17 protein-coding genes are annotated in these 19,134 nt (G+C 40.5%); 11 read left to right on the plus strand and 6 right to left on the minus strand.

What is annotated here, in order from left to right; genetic code table 11:
- Nucleotides 1–29 precede the first annotated feature (29 nt).
- Nucleotides 30–1,340, plus strand: a complete 1,311-nt coding sequence (locus tag AFM12_RS05665; RefSeq protein ID WP_055144836.1) for an OmpA family protein — start codon at nt 30–32, stop codon at nt 1,338–1,340.
- Nucleotides 1,341–1,358: 18 nt separating this feature from the next.
- Here AFM12_RS05665 and AFM12_RS05670 read toward each other — a convergent pair whose 3' ends face one another.
- The gene (locus AFM12_RS05670) at nt 1,359–2,813 is read right to left on the minus strand and encodes a peptide MFS transporter (RefSeq protein WP_055144839.1); all 1,455 of its coding nucleotides are present in this window, start codon (nt 2,811–2,813) and stop codon (nt 1,359–1,361) included.
- An 84-nt stretch (nt 2,814–2,897) separates the two neighbouring features.
- On the minus strand, nt 2,898–3,443 hold the full coding sequence (locus AFM12_RS05675) for a DUF4136 domain-containing protein (protein ID WP_082391216.1): 546 nt from the start codon (nt 3,441–3,443) through the stop codon (nt 2,898–2,900).
- 206 nt (nt 3,444–3,649) lie between these two features.
- On the opposite strand from AFM12_RS05675, the gene AFM12_RS05680 reads away from it, so the two are divergent.
- The 6 genes from AFM12_RS05680 (at nt 3,650) to AFM12_RS05705 (ending at nt 9,216) form a co-directional block, all read left to right on the plus strand.
- Nucleotides 3,650–4,021, plus strand: a complete 372-nt coding sequence (locus AFM12_RS05680; protein ID WP_055144845.1) for a BlaI/MecI/CopY family transcriptional regulator — start codon at nt 3,650–3,652, stop codon at nt 4,019–4,021.
- Nucleotides 4,022–4,203: 182 nt separating this feature from the next.
- Nucleotides 4,204–5,439 carry a M56 family metallopeptidase gene (locus AFM12_RS05685; protein WP_055144848.1) on the plus strand — a complete coding sequence of 412 codons (1,236 nt, stop codon included), beginning with the start codon at nt 4,204–4,206 and terminating at the stop codon, nt 5,437–5,439.
- Nucleotides 5,440–5,447: 8 nt separating this feature from the next.
- Nucleotides 5,448–7,166 (plus strand): TonB family protein, encoded by a 1,719-nt coding sequence (locus tag AFM12_RS05690; RefSeq protein WP_055144851.1) that lies wholly within the window; start codon nt 5,448–5,450, stop codon nt 7,164–7,166.
- Between the two features lie 24 nt (nt 7,167–7,190).
- On the plus strand, nt 7,191–7,877 hold the full coding sequence (locus AFM12_RS05695) for a TonB family protein (RefSeq protein WP_131458208.1): 687 nt from the start codon (nt 7,191–7,193) through the stop codon (nt 7,875–7,877).
- Between the two features lie 72 nt (nt 7,878–7,949).
- Nucleotides 7,950–8,648 carry a TonB family protein gene (locus AFM12_RS05700; RefSeq protein ID WP_082391206.1) on the plus strand — a complete coding sequence of 233 codons (699 nt, stop codon included), beginning with the start codon at nt 7,950–7,952 and terminating at the stop codon, nt 8,646–8,648.
- Nucleotides 8,649–8,706: 58 nt separating this feature from the next.
- Nucleotides 8,707–9,216, plus strand: a complete 510-nt coding sequence (locus AFM12_RS05705; protein ID WP_055144860.1) for a GNAT family N-acetyltransferase — start codon at nt 8,707–8,709, stop codon at nt 9,214–9,216.
- A 37-nt stretch (nt 9,217–9,253) separates the two neighbouring features.
- On the opposite strand, the gene AFM12_RS05710 is transcribed toward AFM12_RS05705, so the two are convergent.
- Nucleotides 9,254–10,696, minus strand: coding sequence for a SusD/RagB family nutrient-binding outer membrane lipoprotein (locus AFM12_RS05710; protein ID WP_055144863.1), 1,443 nt, complete (start codon nt 10,694–10,696; stop codon nt 9,254–9,256).
- A gap of 29 nt (nt 10,697–10,725) precedes the next feature.
- The gene (locus AFM12_RS05715) at nt 10,726–13,977 is read right to left on the minus strand and encodes a SusC/RagA family TonB-linked outer membrane protein (RefSeq protein WP_055144866.1); all 3,252 of its coding nucleotides are present in this window, start codon (nt 13,975–13,977) and stop codon (nt 10,726–10,728) included.
- 539 nt (nt 13,978–14,516) lie between these two features.
- Here AFM12_RS05715 and AFM12_RS05720 point away from each other — a divergent pair.
- From AFM12_RS05720 to AFM12_RS05730, 3 genes are all read left to right on the plus strand, one after another.
- On the plus strand, nt 14,517–15,581 hold the full coding sequence (locus AFM12_RS05720; protein WP_055144869.1) for a helix-turn-helix transcriptional regulator: 1,065 nt from the start codon (nt 14,517–14,519) through the stop codon (nt 15,579–15,581).
- Between the two features lie 267 nt (nt 15,582–15,848).
- Entirely contained in the window at nt 15,849–16,211 is a 363-nt protein-coding gene (locus tag AFM12_RS05725) for a hypothetical protein (RefSeq protein WP_055144872.1), read from the plus strand.
- A 33-nt stretch (nt 16,212–16,244) separates the two neighbouring features.
- A complete protein-coding gene (locus AFM12_RS05730; RefSeq protein ID WP_055144875.1) occupies nt 16,245–16,889 on the plus strand; it encodes a peptidoglycan DD-metalloendopeptidase family protein in 645 nt (214 codons plus the stop codon).
- Nucleotides 16,890–16,958: 69 nt separating this feature from the next.
- Here AFM12_RS05730 and AFM12_RS05735 read toward each other — a convergent pair whose 3' ends face one another.
- Nucleotides 16,959–17,384, minus strand: a complete 426-nt coding sequence (locus AFM12_RS05735; RefSeq protein WP_055144878.1) for a hypothetical protein — start codon at nt 17,382–17,384, stop codon at nt 16,959–16,961.
- 236 nt (nt 17,385–17,620) lie between these two features.
- Between AFM12_RS05735 and AFM12_RS05740 the strand changes: the two genes are divergently transcribed.
- Entirely contained in the window at nt 17,621–18,184 is a 564-nt protein-coding gene (locus AFM12_RS05740; RefSeq protein WP_055144881.1) for a putative outer membrane beta-barrel protein, read from the plus strand.
- On the opposite strand, the gene AFM12_RS05745 is transcribed toward AFM12_RS05740, so the two are convergent.
- On the minus strand, nt 18,174–19,070 hold the full coding sequence (locus AFM12_RS05745) for an alpha/beta hydrolase (protein ID WP_055144884.1): 897 nt from the start codon (nt 19,068–19,070) through the stop codon (nt 18,174–18,176). The genes AFM12_RS05740 and AFM12_RS05745 overlap by 11 nt on opposite strands.
- Nucleotides 19,071–19,134: the final 64 nt, after the last annotated feature.

Raw genomic sequence — 19,134 nt, forward strand, 5'->3', positions numbered from 1 at the left:
TTCGCCGTAAACAAACCCATTTAACGCATATGAAAAGTGTTTTGTCAATTTTATTGCTGTTTTGCTTTCAGATTGGCACCGCTCAAATCACCCGCAATCCTAAGGTCAAAGAAAAGTCTTCGCAAGATACCTACATTAACAGGATCACCATCACAGATGATTACACGATTGTTTCCATGCAATTTGTGAGTAAATCTGTCAAAGAAAGTCTGAAAGAATACCTCGATAATAATCCGGATGAGAAGGAACAACTAAGCCGGATGAACCCGATGATGAGAAACCTAATTCTTCAACAAATGGCTGAAGATTTAAGGATCAGACGAAACCAAACAATAAGTATTCAACCCAATTCCTATCTGGAAAGTAACGATGGCCGAACATTTCAATTCATAAAAGCCACAAATATCCCGGTAGCACCTGAGCGTTTGCCGGTGGAGCCGGAAGAGAAATACTTTTTCAGAGTATACTTTGAGAAACTAGACCCGGGTATAGAGCAGGTAAATCTGATTGAGAGTGACCGTCGGGCTCAAGGTCAAATGAGTTATTGGAATTTTTACGGAGTAGAGGTCAACAATCCGGCAAATGGTGGTGAAACCGTTGAGGAACCTGAAGAAGAAAACGAGTCAGTTACTGCTATGCCAGAAGAAAAGTCTGAGACCTTTTTACTCAGTGGAAAAGTTTATAATGCCGAAACCAACGAGCCTATATCTGCAAAAATCGTTTGTAAAATTAATGATAAAGAAAAGGCTTATGATTCTCTTTTCACCTCAAGATCAGGCTATTATGAATTCCTTTTGAAACCTGAAAACTTTGTCTATATAATTTCTGCCCCTGGCTTTGAGCCTTATGAACAGGCTTTGGATTTGAAAAATTGGAATAAGGCCATAGAGCAGGATTTTTACCTTGAACCGATTGAAAAGGAAACCTCAGCCGAACCAATAGAAAACAGCAGGACTGAAAGTCCAGCCGAGTCAAATGAGGATATGGAGCGTGTTGATGAAAAAACGTTTCGCTTAAACCATGTCTACTTTTTTACAGGAAAGGCAGAGATCTCAAACTCGTCCTATCGTGAGCTCAATAAACTTCTGGAAATGATGTTAGCAAACCCTGAAATGAAAATCAGAGTAGACGGTCATACCGATAATCAGGGCGATCCGGAGCTTAATATGGACTTATCAGAGCGACGTGCTCAAGCTGTACGCAAATATCTGATTGATGGAGGAGTTGAGGAAGAAAGAATTGAATATAAAGGCTGGGGAGAAACTAAGCCTTTGACTCAGAACAGAAATGAAATAGAACGTCAGAAAAACAGAAGAGTAGAGATCGTGATTTTAGATTAATCACGATCTCCTAAACTCTTATTTTATTCCACCCATCCAGTTCTTGATCTGTTTGTTGAACAAGATCATTACTAAACCAGCCACAGCCCCGATGACACAGAACTGCATAAATAAACCTGGCATGGCATTGATATTTTCCTCGTCAAAATTGCCGGCAAAAAGACCTGCGATCAGATTGCCTAATGATGCACCTACAAACCAAAGCCCCATCATTTGACTGTAATATTTCTTTGGGGCCAGTTTTGTATATGAACTTAAGCCTACAGGACTAATACAAAGCTCTCCAAGTGAATGAAGTAAGTATGTAAAAGTCAGCCAACCCATTCCTGCCAGAGAGCCATCAAGTACCCGCTCCGCGGCCAGATACATCACAAAAAAGCCGAGACCAAGCTGCACTAAACCAAGCCCAAACTTAACCGGCACATTAGGGTCAAGGTTCCTTTTGTTTAGCCAAACCCATAGGGCGGCAAAAGGAGCTGAAAAAATCAGAATGAAGAGTGAGTTTGCATTTTGAAACCATGAAGCTGGCATCTCCCAGCCAAAAGCCATTCTATCGGTGTGACGATCAGCAAAGATGGTAAAGGTGGTAGCCGCTTGCTCAAACCCAGACCAGAAGATGGCAATAGCAATAAACAGAATAAAGAGAACACCGACCCGCTTTCTTTCTACAACTGTTAATGATTTATCCATAAAACCGATGTAGAAGAAATAGGCAACGGTAATACCAGAGATAATGTATTTCATGGAATTTGCAAGCTGTATACTATCCAAAACGCCGGTAATAACTGAAAGAGCCGCAACGACCAATAAACCTATCACCACATATAAATAAGTCAGGCTTGACTTTTTGGCGGGCTTCTCTCCTATCTCTGCCAGATATTTGCCATTGACTCTGAAGTTGATTAGCCCGAATAACATCGCAAATGCCGCTGCTCCAAAACCATAATGCCAGCCTACTTTTTCACCAAGATATCCCACAATAAACATCCCGAAAAAAGAGCCAAGATTAATTCCTAAGTAGAAAATACTAAAGGCAGCGTCTCTTTTGGCTCCGCCTTCAGGGTATAATTCACCAACTACCGAGGATATGTTGGCTTTCAAAAGGCCAGTACCAATAGCTATAAAGGCCAGACCTAGAAAAAAAACAGAGGGGGTTGATGGTAAAGCAAGAATCAGATGACCGAGCATGATAGAAATACCACCCCACCAAATGGCCTTCTTCTGACCAAGCACATTGTCGGCTATCCATCCACCTGGAAGTGTCAACAAATATACGGACGCAGCATAAAGCCCATAGACAGCTCCTGCAGTATCTTCAGGAAGTCCCATAGCTCCCTCACTGGCTCCTTTAGTGAGGTATAAAAAAAGAATGGCCCGCATGCCATAATAGCTGAAACGTTCCCACATTTCTGTAAAAAACAGAACATAGAGGCCCATGGGATGGCCAAAAAGAGTTTTTTCCTTAACGCTCATAAAGAGTTAGAGTTATTCAGTTTTTAGTTTGTAATCCTTCAAAAATACTAAAAAAACTGAATTATGCGTCTACCCTCCTTTTCGCTATCTGCCGTATTTTTTGATCATATTTCGGGCTCTTTTTTTCAAAATTGTGGGTAGATCAATCGGGTTAGAAACAACATCAAATGAGCTGGCACGCCAAACCAACTGCCCGGAATTTTTGTCTATCATATCAATTACAAAAGTACCTGAGTCATAAATTCGCTGACGCTCCGGCACTTCGCACCGCGGGCCTGGTGAGAGATCAGGCTGATAACCCAGATTACCATAAAAGCCTGTTGGGCAATACGCTTCCTGAAAATAGTTCTCTTCTATATACACATGAAAATCGAGGTAAACATTGGCTTTATCTGCTTCTACCTTTGTAAAACCTTGCTTAGATAGACTGCTCTCAATTGAGCTTTTTACAGACTCATCAATATTCTCTTTATTATAATAAGTATGGCCCACTCTGTCTTCAAGGGTATTCCAGGCATACGTTTTATAGTTTTCAAAAATGATATTTGGCTCCTGATCAATCCATAAAGAAGGGCTACAGCCTGATAGTAATAACAAAAGGCCCGTAAGCAAAGTGAAAAGCGTTTTCATGATTTCTTGTTTATTTTTTGAAAAAAAATACTGGTAACTCAACTATTTCCTGATCACAATAAACATAGAGGTATTGTGAGCATGAAAACATGAGCCTACTCCTACCCCTTTCTGACCACCAACAGGAAAAATAACTAACTAATTAGTTTGAAAACTAAAATATTAGTTTTACTTTCGATTATTGATCAATAATAATACGTACTAAAATGGAAATAAGAGAACTTACCAAAGCAGAAGAAGAAATAATGCAGGTGATGTGGAATCTTGAAAAAGCTTTCGTAAAAAATGTAATTGAAAAGCTGCCGGAGCCAAAGCCTGCTTATAACACGGTTTCTACCATTATTCGGATTTTAGAGCAGAAAGGATTTATAGACCATGTGGCCTATGGTAAAACGTATGAGTATTTCCCGATTATCAGTCGTGACGACTACCGGAAATTTGCCTCCAGTAAGCTGATGAGCAGCTATTTCGGGGGAAGCCTGAAACAAATGGTCTCCTTTTTCGTGAATGAAGAAAAGATAGATCTCAAAGAGGCCGACGAAATTATGAAACTAATGGAACAGGTGAAGGATGAGTGAGTCTGGATGTTTGATGTTTGATGTTTGATGTTTGATGTTTGATGTTTGATGTTTGATGTTTGATGTTTGATGGCCAAGTTGAAAGTGGAAGGTGTAGTTTCACATACTCAATAAAAAACACCTGACACCCGACTTCAGACCTCTGACCCCTAACCTCCCCTCCACCAAAAACAATAAAAGATATGAACTGGCTGAATTATTTACTGCAGGTCAATCTCTACTTTACCCTTTCGGTAGCGTTTTATTGGCTTGTTTTACGCAAAGAAACCTTTTATGAAATCAACCGGAGTTTTCTGCTGGGTTCCAGCATGCTTGCCTTTTTGATTCCGTTCTGGAAACTGGGTATCGTGCAGGATTGGTTTGTAACTGAGCAGGTTTCTGAGGCTATTTCTGTCATATCATTAGAGGAGTTTAGCATTACAGCTGGCGAGGCCCGTCCACGTTGGAGCTGGAATATGCTCGGAGCCACCATCTACTTTCTGGGTTTCGGATATGGTTTGCTTCGGTTTAGCGTCGCACTGTTTAAGCTACAGCAATTATTGAGGATTCATTCACTGGAAGGGCAGGCGTTCTCTGTTTTCGGCAAGGTCTTCATTGACAAAAACCTACCTGATTATGAGACCATCAGAAGCCATGAAGATATTCACAGCCGCCAGTTTCACAGTGTTGATATTTTTTGGTTTGAGCTGGTGACTACCGTTTGTTGGTTTAATCCGGTGGCCCATTTGCTACGCAAAGAAATCAAACTTTTACATGAGCTCATTGCTGATCAATACGCCAGTGAATTTGCAGGCAAAAAACGATATGCTGAAGTTTTAGTTGCCACTCACTTTAAGGCCAACTCAAATATTTTGGTTAATAATTTTTACAATCAATCCATTTTAAAAACACGAATTATGAAGCTATTACAAGAAAAATCAAAAAAGAGAGTGCTTTGGAAATATGCATTTGCAATGCCGCTTTTTCTGGGGATGTTGGTGACGTCTGTTGCCTGTAAAGAAACAATTGCAGAAAGAGAGCCCCAATCGGATTTAAAAGAGACGGTTGTTGTCGGATTTAAGAAAGAAAAACAAAACCGCATTCCGGATGATCAGGTTCTGAAAGTTGTTGAAAATCAGCCTGAATTTATTGGTGGAGCGGCTGAAATGTACAGATTCATCGGAAACGAAATAAGATACCCATCTGAAGCCCAAAAAAACAATATAGAAGGCCGGGTATTTATCAAGTTTGTGGTAGACAAAGAAGGAAGGCCTAGAGACTTTGATGTTCTCAAAACTCCGGGCTATGGTTTGGAGAAAGAAGCAATTCGTGTACTAGAAACCATGCCTAACTGGAAGCCAGGGACTCAGGATGGTGAACCGGTCAATGTCTCCTACGTTATGCCAATTTTCTTTCAACTTGAAGACCCTATTAAATAAACACCAATATGAACTGGTTCAGCTACCTCCTTCAGGTCAACATATATTTTACCATTTCAGTGGCTTTTTACTGGCTTGTACTACGCAAAGAAACGTTTTATGAAATCAACAGAAGTTTTTTGTTGGGCTCCAGCCTCTTGGCCTTCCTGATTCCGTTTTGGAAACTGGGGATAGTGCAGGATTGGTTTGTGACCGAGCAGGTTTCTGAGGCTATTTCGGTGATTTCTCTGGAGGAGTTCAGTATCACTGCCGGTGAGGCCAAGCCGCGATGGAACTGGAATATGCTCTGGGCCACCATTTACTTTTTAGGTTTTGGATATGGCTTGCTTCGGTTTAGTGTGGCTCTTTTTAAGCTTCAGCAACTACTTCGCCTTCACTCTCTGGACGGACAATCCTTCTCTGTCTTCGGCAAGGTCTTTATTGACAAAAAACTGCCTGATTATGAAACGATAAGAAACCATGAAGACATTCACAGCCGCCAGTTTCATAGTATTGATATTTTCTGGTTTGAATTGGTTACGACAGTCTGCTGGTTTAACCCGGTGGCCCATTTGCTTCGCAAAGAAATCAAACTGGTTCATGAGCTTATCGCTGACCAGTACGCCAGTGAATATGCCGGCAAAAAAAGATACGCTGAAGTGCTGGTGGCTAGTCATTTTAAAGCAGAATCAAACATCCTGATCAATAACTTTTACAATCATTCCATATTGAAAACACGAATTATGAAACTATTACAGGAAAAATCGAAAAAGAAAGCTCTTTGGAAATACGCCTTTGCCATGCCCTTATTTCTGGGTATGCTGGTCTTCTCCGCTGCCAGCGAGGCCAGTATAGGTGATATCTCTGATAATATTCAGGAGAAAATTTCAGGAAATTCCACCAATGTTTTTGATACCATCAGTGGAAGGGTATTAGACAATGAAGGAAATCCTTTAGCCGGGGCAAATGTGATTATCCGAGGTACTACCACCGGTACGGTTACCGATTTAGATGGATACTTCAAACTTGAAAGAATTGACAAGAATGCCGAATTAGTCTTTTCATTTATTGGCTATAATACTTCTATTATTTCCGTGACTTCTGCAGAAGATTTGAGGATTATTTTGACGCAAGCCGTTTTGACGCCTCCTCCATCTCCAACAATTTCGAAAAGAGAACCATCTGGCAAAGCAGATGGCGATGCTTTTTTTTCTGTTGAGGAAAATCCGGAATTTCCCGGGGGTACTTCTGCTTTGTATGAATTCATTGCAAAGAATATGAAATACCCCGAAGAAGCACTTGAAAAAGGGCTTGAAGGCCGGGTATTCGTAAAATTCGTTATCCTTAAAGATGGTCAAATAGGACAAAGAGAAATTTTACAAGGTATAGGCGGAGGCGGTACGGAAGAAGAGGTATCAAGAATACTCGATATTATGCCGAAATGGAAACCGGGAATACAAAATGGGAAACCAGTTAATGTTTGGTTTACAATGCCTTTCCTTTTTCAATTGGATAAACCCGGAAAGTCGACCGATGTTATCATCAGAGATAAGTTGGTTCTGTCTCCAAGGGACAGTGATAAACCAGCTCCGATTTACATTGTTGACGGAAAAGTCGTCGAAAATATCAAAGAATTAAACCCGGACACTATCAAATCCATCAATGTTCTAAAGGGAGAGAAGGCCGAGGAACATTCGGGTGAAAAGGGAAAGAATGGTGTGATTATTATTGAACTGAAGAAGGAATAAGTTCATGAAGACGATTTTCAAACTTTGCTTAAGAAGGAAATGAAAGTCTTCCTGTTTTTTCCCCTGATTCTTTTTTCTCTGAAAGTTAGCCAGACAAATGGTCAACAAACTGCCGAAAGTATTGAAGGGGTGGTATATAATTCAAATCAGGAGACCATTGAGAATGCGTACGTTCGTATAGAAGGTACGGATACTGAAATAAGAGCAAACTCAAATGGCAGGTTTCTGTTGGAAAATGTTGCCTTGGGTACCTCATTGACCATTTCGGCAGAAGGCTATGTGAACATCCATAAAAAAGTAGACACTTTCGGGAAAATTTACGCTTTGCTTTACCGACCGGATGAGTTAGAAGAAGAAAGGATTTCTCTACCGATTTCAGAAAATAGAACTGAGCAGATATTTACTGCAGTTGAAAAGCAACCTCAATTTCCGGGAGGTAATGCTGAAATGTACCGTTTTATTAATCAACACCTCAACTATCCGCCGGAGGCAAAAGCTGCGAAAATTGAAGGGCGAGTATTTGTCAAATTTGTGGTTCAGAAAGATGGTTCTATTAGCCAAACGGAAATAATGAAAGGACTGGGGCATGGATACGATGAAGAAGCTCTCAGAATCATCAAACTGATGCCAAAGTGGAAGGCAGGCACGCAAAACGGTAGGACAGTGAATGTTTGGTACACATTAGCCTTCAGTTTCAGTTTAGAAGAATAAAACACAAATTATGAAATCTTAAGTCTACACAAACTTCTCTTTTTCAGGTATCTTAGATTGTTTTATAACCACATGATGAGATACCTGATTTTTGTTTTGACACTCGCCTCCTTTTTCTCAAAGGCTCAATCGCCGGTTCTGTATATTGAAGGTACAGTTTACGGTCATGATCAAGAACCTATTCCAGGTGCTTCTATAAACATTAATGGAAGTTCTGAGAAAACCACAACCGATGCAAACGGCCGTTTTGAATACGCCAGTACTTATGAGATTGATGAAATTTCCATCTCCAGCATTGACCATAAAAGTCTGGTCATGAAAGATAAACTCGGGCATTTACCTCTGGAAATCCACCTCGAGTTGGAGAATCAAAAGGGTCAATACCCAGCCTGGTTCATTGCGGACTCCACAGACTATAAACGAGCAGATTTTGAAGAGAAGAAAGAACTTTTGCAATTCAAACTTGTAAAAACCTCGGCTCGTTACCCCGGGGATATTTTCGAGATGGAGCGGTTTATGAGAATTATAATGACTTATCCGCCTGAAGGTTTAGCCAATCAAATTGAAGGCCAGGTGGATGTAGAATTTATCATAAATACAGAAGGCCGGGCTGAAAATCCGAGAATTGTTAAAAGTTTGGGAGAAGCATTTGATCAGCAAGTACTGAAATTTGTCAATGCGATGCCCCGGTGGTCTGTTGCAGAGCAAAACGGCTATAAAGTGTCGGATATGAAAACGATTACCGTTGAATTTAAATTGAAAGAATTTTAAGTGAAGCTCGTCGAATAAATGTAGCATTTCATAGAAAGTGAGCAGCGATTCTCCACCCATGAAAGACTTTAAGCCAAACAACCTCCTTGAAATGTTAAGTATTGTTCCGCTTAATTCGGTGAATCAACACCATTTGAAAAGGCTTAATGTGGCATGGCTTGAAAAGTATTTTTATGTAGAGCCTGCCGACTTAATTCAGCTCAGTGAACCCCAAAAAGAAATTCTTGATAAAGGAGGCTTCACCTTTTTTGCTACTTACAAAGGACAAACCATTGGAACCGTATCGCTTCTCAAAACAGAAGAAAAGATTTACGAATTAAGTAAAATGGCCGTAGATGAAGAATTCCAAGGTTTTGGTGTAGGCCGTCAATTGATGTATCATGCTTTGACTCATGCTCAAATTTTGAGAGCAGAGAAGATTATATTGTATACCAATACCAGACTTAAATCGGCGATTTCGTTATACGAGAAGTTTGGTTTCAGCTCCGTGCCTTTGGGTGAATCAAGCTATGCCCGCTCAAACTATAAAATGGAACTGCAGCTTAAAAAAACAGGGATGACCCACTAAGGCCACCCCTGATTAAAACTAAACCATTTCTATTGACTTAATTCACATCCCAGAAAACTTTTGACTGTGGAGTATCTCCACCAATGGCTGAAGCCGCGGCATTCATGTTTGGACCATTCAAAGTTGCTTCATTGATCGGATAAATCAATCTGTTTGGAATATCAGAAGCAGAAAGGCCATCAGGTACATTGAAACCATCAAAATCAAGAAGTCTCCAGGCTGTCCAGCCTTCAATTCCGCCAGAGGCGAAAAGGGAAATCCATTTCTGAGTACCTATTTTCTGTTTCCAGTCACCGGCAGCCGTTGCATAAGCAACTGACTCCTGAGCCAAATAAGCCTCCGCATCTTCTGCTGAGCCACCCCACTCCATAATAGAAGCTTTGATAGCATTATTATACAATTCTTCAACTGTACCTCCCATATCAAAACCTCTTGCGGCACCTTCAGCTCTTAGGAATTCAACCTCAGAACAGCTGATGGTAACACCCGAAGAATTTGAGGTATAAAAGTGAGAGCCTAACTGTGTGCTGTTTGGAAAAGAGTTTGTGGTACCATAAATACCTCCCTTATAAACTCCATCACCAAGATTTTGAGCAAAATAAGCAGCTCTTCTTGGGTCGTTCAGCTCATTCATTTTATCCACCAGAGTATTGGCAGCCACATAGTCAGAACGGCCACTCAACACAAAATCCTCATAGGCAGGATAGGTATAAGGTGAAGCTGTGGTATACTCCATTGAAAGATCTTCCGATACATCAGAGAAAACACCTGCTGCCAAAGCAGACTCAGCCATAGACTTTGCTTTGGCAGCATCTACATCAGCGATACGCATAGCTAGTCTAAGTTTTAAGGAGTTACCGGCCTTAGCCCACATTGATACATCACCCTGGTTCAGCAAATCGCTGCTGGCTGCAAAACCTGCTGCGTTTACATCAAGATCGTTCAAAGCCTGATCTAATCTGCTAATCAAGTCGTTATAAATAGCCTGATCATCATCATAAACTGGATTCGGGTTCTCAAAATCAAGAGCCTGAGAGTACGGAATATCTCCAAAAAGGTCAACCAATGTACTCCACATATGTACTTCATTGATGGTCATAATGGCCAGCTTGTTTTTCTGAACCGGAGCTGTGGCCGCGTTTGTCTCTTCAGCAGAGATTATTTTACGAGCCTCCTGAAGGTCAGATAAGGCATCTCTGTATACACGCTGAAACCAGTTGTCAGGAATGGTACGCTGTACCATATTGTACTGCGACTCTTCCGGATATGTGGTTTGGGCGATGTATTGAGCATACAATCTGAATACGTTAAAATTAACGTTATTATTATTCATGGTATGATAGAAACGCTCCATTCCGTTATTGAAGAGCGATTCCCCCGGTACAGTTGCAAGGCTCTTCTTGTCTGTGTTCAGTTCAGCGAAGTGATCTGTACAAGAAAGCATAGTGCCGAGGCATACGATTGCTATTAATTTTTTCATACTAATTTCTATTCTTCGATTAGTGATAATTAAAAATCAAGTTTCACGTTGAAACCAATGCTTCTTACTGTAGGGTAAGAGCCCGTTAAGTAACCCTGTGCGTTACCTGCACCAAGACCAGCCTCAGGATCAGCAAAAGGAACATTCTTCTTGATAATCCAAAGGTTTCTACCTACTACACCAACCGAAATATTATTGGCAAAGCTGTTGTAGAGTTTTGAAGGCAGGTTATACGAAAGTGACGCTTCTCTTAGTTTCAGATAAGATGCATCATAAGTGGTTAATGCTCCAGGATTTCTTGAAGCATTACCCCAGTAGTAAGCACCACCATAGTAATCAGCTCTGGCTCGGGTCGTGTTTTCAGTACCGTCGGCAAGAACACCTTCATTCAGAATTCCACCACCTTCGTCTACCGGAAGTCTTACATCATTACCAAGATCATTCAACCCTGCTGTATAGTCCGGCAAACCAGTACCCTGTCCGTAGTGCATATCCAATGAATAAACCTCACCACCCTGAGACATATCAAGAAGGAAACCCAGAGTTACGCCTTTGTATGATAATGTGTTGGTTAAACCGGCCATCCAGTCGGGAGCGGCAACACCAAGAACCTGATCAGCAGCCGCAACATAATAACCGCTTGAATTTACAATTCGGTTACCGTTATCATCATACTGGAAACCTGTACCACGAATAGTACCATAACGCTCACCCAAAGAGGCATTTAGAGAGATACCACCCTGATAAGAAGCCAATTGAATATTCTCAATATCAGCATAAAGCTTCTCTACGGTGTTCACGTTTTTAGTCCAGTTCAGGTTCATGTTCCACTGGAAACCAGCCACTTTTACCGGAGTACCGAAAAGAGAAACCTCAACTCCTTTGTTTGAAAGGTCCCCTGCATTTACATAACGGAAACCATAACCAGTGGTGAACGATTGAGTTACTCTCAAAATCTGATCTACAGTGTTGACCTTATAAACACTCATGTCTAAGCCCAAACGACCTCCAAGGGTGTTCATCTCTAAACCAGCTTCCCAGCTCTTGGTTCTTTCAGGACGTAAATCAGGATTATTTTTGGTGTTCGGTACAGATGTCAACACGGAAGAACCAAAGTTATCTGCTCTTACATATACATCATTAACATTCAAAGGATTGGCATCATTTCCTACCTCAGCATAACCTACTCTCAACTTACCAAAACGTAACCAGCTGGCATCCATCAGATTTGAGAAGACAAAACTGGCACTGGCGGCGTAATAGTTATAAGCGTTATTGCCAATCGGCAAAGAAGAAGAGATATCGTATCTGTCAGACACGTCTAAGAAATAGGTATCTCTGAAACCTAGGGAAGCACTGGCATAATAACCATTCACTTGTCTTTCCGTCAATGTCTCCAATGGAATTGGAGGAGTATTAGCAGAGTTTGCAATAGCCCAAACACCAGGAACGGCAAGACCACCAGCTGTTGACTGAAGAATTCGTTCTCTTCTCTCGGTACGTATATTCATACCAACAACACCCGCAAGGCTCAAATCCTCATTGAAACGCTTATCAAAATTACCCATCAGGTCATAGTTCATTTCAGTGAAACTGATATCCGTTCTTTCATACCCTGAGGTTTCAGTCTTGTTGTTTACACCAAAACGGGCTCCAGAAGAACCCGGAGAAAGTCTTTCTTCACGAAGTTCATTATACGTATCAGTTGAAACTCTACCCATAATATTGAACCAATCAGCTACCTTATAATTTAAAGCAATGTTCCCGAACAAACGGTTACGTCCATCAGACTGATAGTTGTCATAACGGGTGAAGTAAGCGTTATCCGTATAAATTGGCCCAAAATCACCGTTGATAGGATCATTCATATTCCAGGTGACATTTCTTCCCGTCAGATTATAAAAATATTCCTGACGCTCCATGTCTACATTTGTCTGCCACCACTGACGCATAGACTGCATTGGGTTCAGACCCGAATAACCCGTTCCGTAACGACCTATGGTGTTCTGCTTTGAGTAGTTAACAGATGTAGTCGCCGTGATTCTTTCTCCAAAATTGTACGATGAGTTCAACCCTACGTTATGTCTCTTTTGGGTAGAGTTCGGCAAAATACCCTTGTCATCCAGATTGGTGTAGCTTAAACGGAAAGTTCCATTTTCGTTTCCACCGTTGAAAGAGATGTTGTTATTGAAGGTAGTGGCTGTCTCAAAGAAATAATTAGCCGGAGTGTTTTGAGATGCTACCCATGGCATTTTCTTTCCATAATTCTCAGACTCAGGCACAAAAGACTCCCAGGTATAAACCATCAAATTAGGGTCAAACTTTGCTCCATAAGAGGCATCTTCAGTGGTGGGTACCACTAAATCGTTTACGCCATCACCATCCAAATCATCATAATCAAGGAAGTACGGATTGTTCTCACCATAATATGGTCCATAACCGGCTCCGTACTGGTCCTGATATTTGATAAAGGTGCTTTTGTCAATATTACCTGTAGTCACGGTACTTGACACGCTTACACCGATTCCTTTTCTCACTTTCCCTTTTTTGGTGGTAATCATAATTACACCATTAGCACCTCTTGAGCCGTAAAGGGCAGTAGCAGCGGCACCTTTCAAAACGTTTATAGTTTCCACGTCCTCAGGGTTGATATCCGAAGCCGCGTTACCATAATCGTAACCATCACTACCTACTTGTTGATTTACGTCGTTACCGTTATAGTTAGAAACAGGTACTCCATCAACCACAAAAAGTGGCTGATTATTAGAAGCAAGCGAGTTATTACCACGAATCAAAACGTTGGTAGAACCACCCATAGTTTGGTTTTGGCGAATCTGAAGACCAGCCACTTTACCAGAAAGAGAATTCACAAAGTTTTGACTTTTTACCTTAGTAATTTCTTCACCGCCTACTTCCTGAACAGCGTAACCCAATGATTTTTTCTCACGGGAAACACCAAGAGCGGTAACTACAACCTCCGAGAGCTGGTTTGCATCAGAAGCCAGACTAACATTGATTACATTTTGATTACCTACGGCAATAGCCTGAGAGTTCATCCCTACGAAAGAGAAGACAAGCGTAGAACCTCTCTCAGTTTCAATAGAGTACGTACCGGCAGCATCTGTGGTAGTACCTCTGGTGGTGCCCTGAATGGTAACAGAAACACCCGGAAGTCCGATGCCATCATCGGCACTGGTTACCTTCCCAGAAACTTCGACGGTTTGAGCGAATGTGAGCACACTCAGACAAACCATTGACAGAGTCAATAAAAATTTCTTCATACAGTTTGTATTTAAGGTTTAAAAAAATTGATGAGATAATCTGCAACGAACTGTACAGATATAGGTGGGCACAAAGTGTGTGAGCCAGCTTAAGCCATTCAGTTTATTGCGAAGTATCTGCAACAAAAGAAAGGAAGGTTACACCCGGAAGCTTCTCAAAATTGAATATTGATATGATCAATTTGTAAATCACACATTGTTAAAAATCTTTATTTGTTTGTTTTGGCAAACGCTGGGTACAGATTCAAAACCTTAGAGGAATAAGAAATAGAAGAGCTATTTCTGACGAATTCGTAAAACAGGTGGTTGCATTTTAAAAATCACATCCCCCAAAAAGTGTTAAAATGATGCTGTGGAGGCTCTAAGGGTGCAACAGTCTCAAAAAATCTGACAACCTTTAAAAACTATTACTTATAAAAATGAAAGAATTAACCTTAACCCATCAGGTACAAAACCTGCTGTCAAGTCTGTTTATCACCATTTTGAATTTGAGATTTCAGATTCATTTCAAATCAGATTACACCTATTGACACAGCACTATGTATCCACTAATTGAAAGTACCAATCTGAAATATATCGGGCTATTTGCCGGCTCCTTATTGCTGTTTCTATCTATCCATATTTACTCTACTTTTAGAAAAAGCAACGTGCGTAGACTGGTATTGCTGATAATGACCATTTGTGCCTTTCTTCACATTATATATATTGTCTTCTTTCAGGATCTTCCTTTTTTGCTAAAGCAATTTTTGATTGGTATCTCCACCGTTTTTGGACCCCTTGGACTCTTTTATATCCAGAATCTGGTTAAAGGCTCTCAAAAAATTGAGCTCACGGAAATCATAAACTTCCTTCCATTTTTTGGCCTTATCGTTATGGGGATGGTTCTGGGTATCGACATTCAGGAGAATTATTTACTTCAGCTACTCATTGTTGTGGTTCATTGGGGAATGTTTCAGCTTTATGCTATTTTCTGGCTGTTTCAGAACAAAGATAAAGTTCAGGGTCTCAATACTTCAGAGAAAAAGTGGCTCTGGAGTTTACTCGTATTATTAACTTTTGTCTGGTTAAATCAAAGTGTACTTTTCCTGGCCAGAGAAGCTTACCATAGTTTTTTCATATACCTTATTGCCATAGGTTCTGTCCTCATAACACTGTTTTATTTCAGGTTTAAATCCACTTTAAATCTGGAGCCTTCAGATCAATCGATGATAAAGAAGAGTGCCGCCAAAAAAGCGGTATCTCTCAACGAGAATCAGCAATTACCTGAAAACGCTCATATTTATCTCAATAAATTGGAGACACTGGTTACGGATGAAAAAATATACCTGGACCCTAATCTGACTATTCCTAAAATGGCTGAGAAGATTCAGATACAGCCGTATCTGCTGTCTCAAATGATAAACAACTATTATCATCAGTCTTTCCCTGACTATATCAATTCCTTTAGAATAGAGGAAGCCAAAACACTTTTAGAAGATAACTCGCTGAAAATATCAAGCATTGCGGCCGATTGCGGATTCAACACGCTCTCTTCTTTTAATCTGGCTTTTAAGAAACACGCCTCAAAAACGCCCTCGCAGTATAGAAATGAATTGATCAGCTAAGCAAATTGCGAATCGATCATTCTGATTTGGAAAATTGATCTTAAAAAGAAAATCAAACCTCATTTATTTGACACATAAAGCCTGACGCAGATTTGCTTTAGGGTTTTTAATTGTGTTGAAAACCAGATAATGTCATTGACCTTCAATGGCATTATTTTTTTATATGCATACAATTGTAAACAAATCCCCCTATTTGGGTTAAAACCAGCTTTAAGTTTCCTGCTACATTTGAATTATTGAAAAAGCTATTTACAAATTACTCAGGTTATGAAAAAGCTATTATCATCTCAATGGATGCGTCCTTCACTGATGATCACCGGCCTGTTCACAGTTTTTTGTCTGTTTTCCATTCAGGTGAATTTAGAAGGTGATATCAGTTTTGAAATAAAAGAAAGTGACGGAACGTACGATTTTCAACGGTTAACTGCCATGGCTCAAAAAATGGGTATAACGCTCAAAATTGACGAGCTTAATCAAGACAATCAACTTCATATTTCTATTCAACAGGCTGGCTGTATGTCTGAATTTACCACCGAGTCTGGCTTTGAAAAAATTGATATTCAATTAAAAAAAGGGACTTGTAGCGTAAACTTTAATGTTTTTAAACATCCCGAACCCTCAGCTGTTTAGTTATTCACTAGTTTTGCCCAAAAATCACAGGGCATGACCTCTATCCTTTCATTTCCTATTGATAAGGCCAAACTGGCCTGGCTGGATTTCTCTGCTAAAAATCAGGACCTCCACTCACTGAATCCTGATGATACCAAAGCTTTCACCTCATACGTTTTTGGCCTAATTGATGAGCAAAACGCACAGCTAGGCATTGGCGGTTGGCTTGAAGATCGTCGTATATACAATACCCGTGAGCAATTTAATCTCGGAAAGAGCAGAAGCATTCATTTAGGGGTTGATATCTGGATGCCGGCCGGTACTCCACTTTTTTGTCCTGAAGACTGCCAAATTCATAGTTTTGCTAATAATGAAGGTTTTGGAAATTACGGGCCAACTATAATTCTCAAGTCGCTCCGTGAAGAGCTATATTATCTTTTTGGGCACCTTTCTCTGGAATCTCTTGAAGGAAAACTAAAAGGGCAAACTCTTAAAGAAGGAGAAACATTTGCTGAAATTGGCAACTACCCCATTAATGGCGACTGGCCACCACATCTCCACTTTCAGGTAATGAATAATTTATTTGGAAAGGAGGGCGATTTCCCGGGGGTATGTGCTCGAAATGAGCTGAAAGTTTTTGAGAAGGTGTGTCTTTGCCCTTATCCATTTCTGGGAATTTCGGCTCCCCGAGATGTTTAATTGTTGTTAAAGTCTCAAAAAGAAAAAGCCCCTCCAAATAGAGGGGCTTTGATAAAAGTTCTGGTGAATCTAAAGAATGACTTCCGTTTCTGGAGCGATTACAGGAGCCTCAAAACTGAAATCCATCTCAACATATTCAGGCTTACTCTCCCAGACAAATCTGAAAATGTTTTCTGTCAGATCTACCTTCTTCAGAAATCTTTTGGCCCGGTAGTCGTCTTTTTGAGAGAGCTCCTGCTTCAGCGATTCGGCAGAATTAATGAACTCATTTTGCTGCTCATCGGTCAAATTTTGAAACTGTCCGTTTGAACTAAAGAAGGTGCTTACCACTGACTTATAATTCTGAATCTCTTCTTTGTTCTTTTTATAAAAGGCTGCGGCCTTTTCTCTATCGTGGTCATTGTTGTTTTCGGATACAATTTCGTTAGCAAAGCTGGAAGAAGTTCCTAAAACAAGACCAGCAATCAGAAGGGCGGGAGCAAATAACTTTTTCATAATGTAAATGTTTTTTTGTTTTTAATTGATTCGCTTCTTTGATGGACAAAAGATCCTTAAAGTTTAACCACAATCTCCTCATATCTACCAACTTACGGATTTCTTCGACTGTTATCCTAAAAAGTTCTACCATCCAACTTTTTTAAGGTTGTCCACCCTTTGTCCCTGGCTAAAAATAGGGTCTGATTTCTCTCCATTTTACTTTTGAATCGTCTTCAAATCAAAAAAACAAAACGATGAAAACGACCTCAAACAAATCAAGCTTCCTTATTCTAATTCTTATTTTTCTTCCCTTTTTAAATGTAAAAGCCCAAACGGCCACCCACCTTTCAATAGGGCTCAAAACAGGATATGCTCCGCTTCTTCAGTATGGTGACGATCAAACCAATGGACTCACATATGGGATTTTTGGTGACTTACAGGTTAATCGAATTATCGGAAGATTATCTTACACCGGTGTGGCGGCATCAACGGTTCCTAACCAGCACTTTCGTAGTGGCAATATATTTCATGGTGGTGTGGGCTACTCATTCACTATTAATGACAAAGTTGACCTTCCGGTATTGATTTCCGGCGGTGCAGCCCTAATTACCTATAATAATGGTTACGGCAGCTGGTCAGGAAACAAAATCTGGGACGCCAACCCACAGGTGGGGCTCCTTGTGGCTCCTTGTTATAAGGTTACTGAAAAAATTGCTGTGCAACTAAATCTTAGATATCTCAAAGGCTTTACAGTAGATAATCGTAGTGAGGAAATCAATGTCGGTGATGTTTCGATTGGGCTGAGGTTTACCCTTTAGGCCGCATGGCATTTTCCTTTATGAAACTAACCATTCTATTTCGGTGCGGACTTTCCTCCTCACCCGATAGATTTCGCCACAATGCCCCGTGACCGAATTCGAAAGTATAAATCACCTCTACTTTTCGAAAGTCTGTTTGACGCAAAGCATCTTCAAAATGGCGAGTATAACGGTGAAGATCGTTATCACTAAGGATAAGAATGGGGGAAGATAAATTTTTCAAATAAGTCATCGGAGAAGCAGAGACCTGAATAAGTGAATCTGATCCAAAAACAGCATCTACGTGCTGTTCAGCAAGCTCCGGCCGGGCACCATTTCTCAGAATCTCGCGATAATGAGGAATATCAAAAGTGCCCGAGAAAGGAAGAATACCTTTAAAAATAGACGGGTTCAAATCATATTTCTCCAAATATTGTGAATCTAAACTCAGTAAGGATGCCAGATGTGCTCCTGAAGAATAGCCTCCAATAAAAAATTTATCACCATCATAACCATATTCCTGAGCATGATCTGACAACCATTTTACAGCTCGGGCAACATCTTCGATGTGTGCCGGGTGAATTACTCCTTTAGATAGCGACGGATCTCTCCAAACGGCCGGACTAAGCCTGTGACCAACACTTGCAACTGCAATACCCTGCTTGGCTAAATTACGAGCTAATTTCATTTCAACATGTCTATCTCCATAAGACCAGGCCCCACCGCCTATCCAAATGAGTAATGGTGCGTTCTTAACCGACTCCGGCAAAACAAGGTTTAGCATTTGAAGGCTATCAACCGGTATATCTTCGACTACATACGACAAATTATTATATTCAAACTGCCCTTTGACAGACCTGTTTCCAATGATAAAAAGGAGAAGCAAAAACACATATTTTGATTTCATCAGGTTGAAGTTTTTTCAATTGAACTATAGATTGACCATCTTATCTTTGTAAGATACCTCAAAA

Source organism: Jiulongibacter sediminis, assembly GCF_001306455.1.
Classification (GTDB): domain Bacteria; phylum Bacteroidota; class Bacteroidia; order Cytophagales; family Spirosomataceae; genus Jiulongibacter; species Jiulongibacter sediminis.

Bases quoted from the DNA above. Each gene is read 5' to 3' on its own strand.
- AFM12_RS05665 (WP_055144836.1), top strand. From the start codon at position 30: ATGAAAAGTGTTTTGTCAATTTTATTGCTGTTTTGCTTTCAGATTGGC.
- AFM12_RS05670 (WP_055144839.1), bottom strand. From the start codon at position 2,813: ATGAGCGTTAAGGAAAAAACTCTTTTTGGCCATCCCATGGGCCTCTAT.
- AFM12_RS05675 (WP_082391216.1), bottom strand. From the start codon at position 3,443: ATGAAAACGCTTTTCACTTTGCTTACGGGCCTTTTGTTATTACTATCA.
- AFM12_RS05680 (WP_055144845.1), top strand. From the start codon at position 3,650: ATGGAAATAAGAGAACTTACCAAAGCAGAAGAAGAAATAATGCAGGTG.
- AFM12_RS05685 (WP_055144848.1), top strand. From the start codon at position 4,204: ATGAACTGGCTGAATTATTTACTGCAGGTCAATCTCTACTTTACCCTT.
- AFM12_RS05690 (WP_055144851.1), top strand. From the start codon at position 5,448: ATGAACTGGTTCAGCTACCTCCTTCAGGTCAACATATATTTTACCATT.
- AFM12_RS05700 (WP_082391206.1), top strand. From the start codon at position 7,950: ATGATGAGATACCTGATTTTTGTTTTGACACTCGCCTCCTTTTTCTCA.
- AFM12_RS05705 (WP_055144860.1), top strand. From the start codon at position 8,707: ATGAAAGACTTTAAGCCAAACAACCTCCTTGAAATGTTAAGTATTGTT.
- AFM12_RS05710 (WP_055144863.1), bottom strand. From the start codon at position 10,696: ATGAAAAAATTAATAGCAATCGTATGCCTCGGCACTATGCTTTCTTGT.
- AFM12_RS05715 (WP_055144866.1), bottom strand. From the start codon at position 13,977: ATGAAGAAATTTTTATTGACTCTGTCAATGGTTTGTCTGAGTGTGCTC.
- AFM12_RS05720 (WP_055144869.1), top strand. From the start codon at position 14,517: ATGTATCCACTAATTGAAAGTACCAATCTGAAATATATCGGGCTATTT.
- AFM12_RS05725 (WP_055144872.1), top strand. From the start codon at position 15,849: ATGAAAAAGCTATTATCATCTCAATGGATGCGTCCTTCACTGATGATC.
- AFM12_RS05730 (WP_055144875.1), top strand. From the start codon at position 16,245: ATGACCTCTATCCTTTCATTTCCTATTGATAAGGCCAAACTGGCCTGG.
- AFM12_RS05735 (WP_055144878.1), bottom strand. From the start codon at position 17,384: ATGAAAAAGTTATTTGCTCCCGCCCTTCTGATTGCTGGTCTTGTTTTA.
- AFM12_RS05740 (WP_055144881.1), top strand. From the start codon at position 17,621: ATGAAAACGACCTCAAACAAATCAAGCTTCCTTATTCTAATTCTTATT.
- AFM12_RS05745 (WP_055144884.1), bottom strand. From the start codon at position 19,070: ATGAAATCAAAATATGTGTTTTTGCTTCTCCTTTTTATCATTGGAAAC.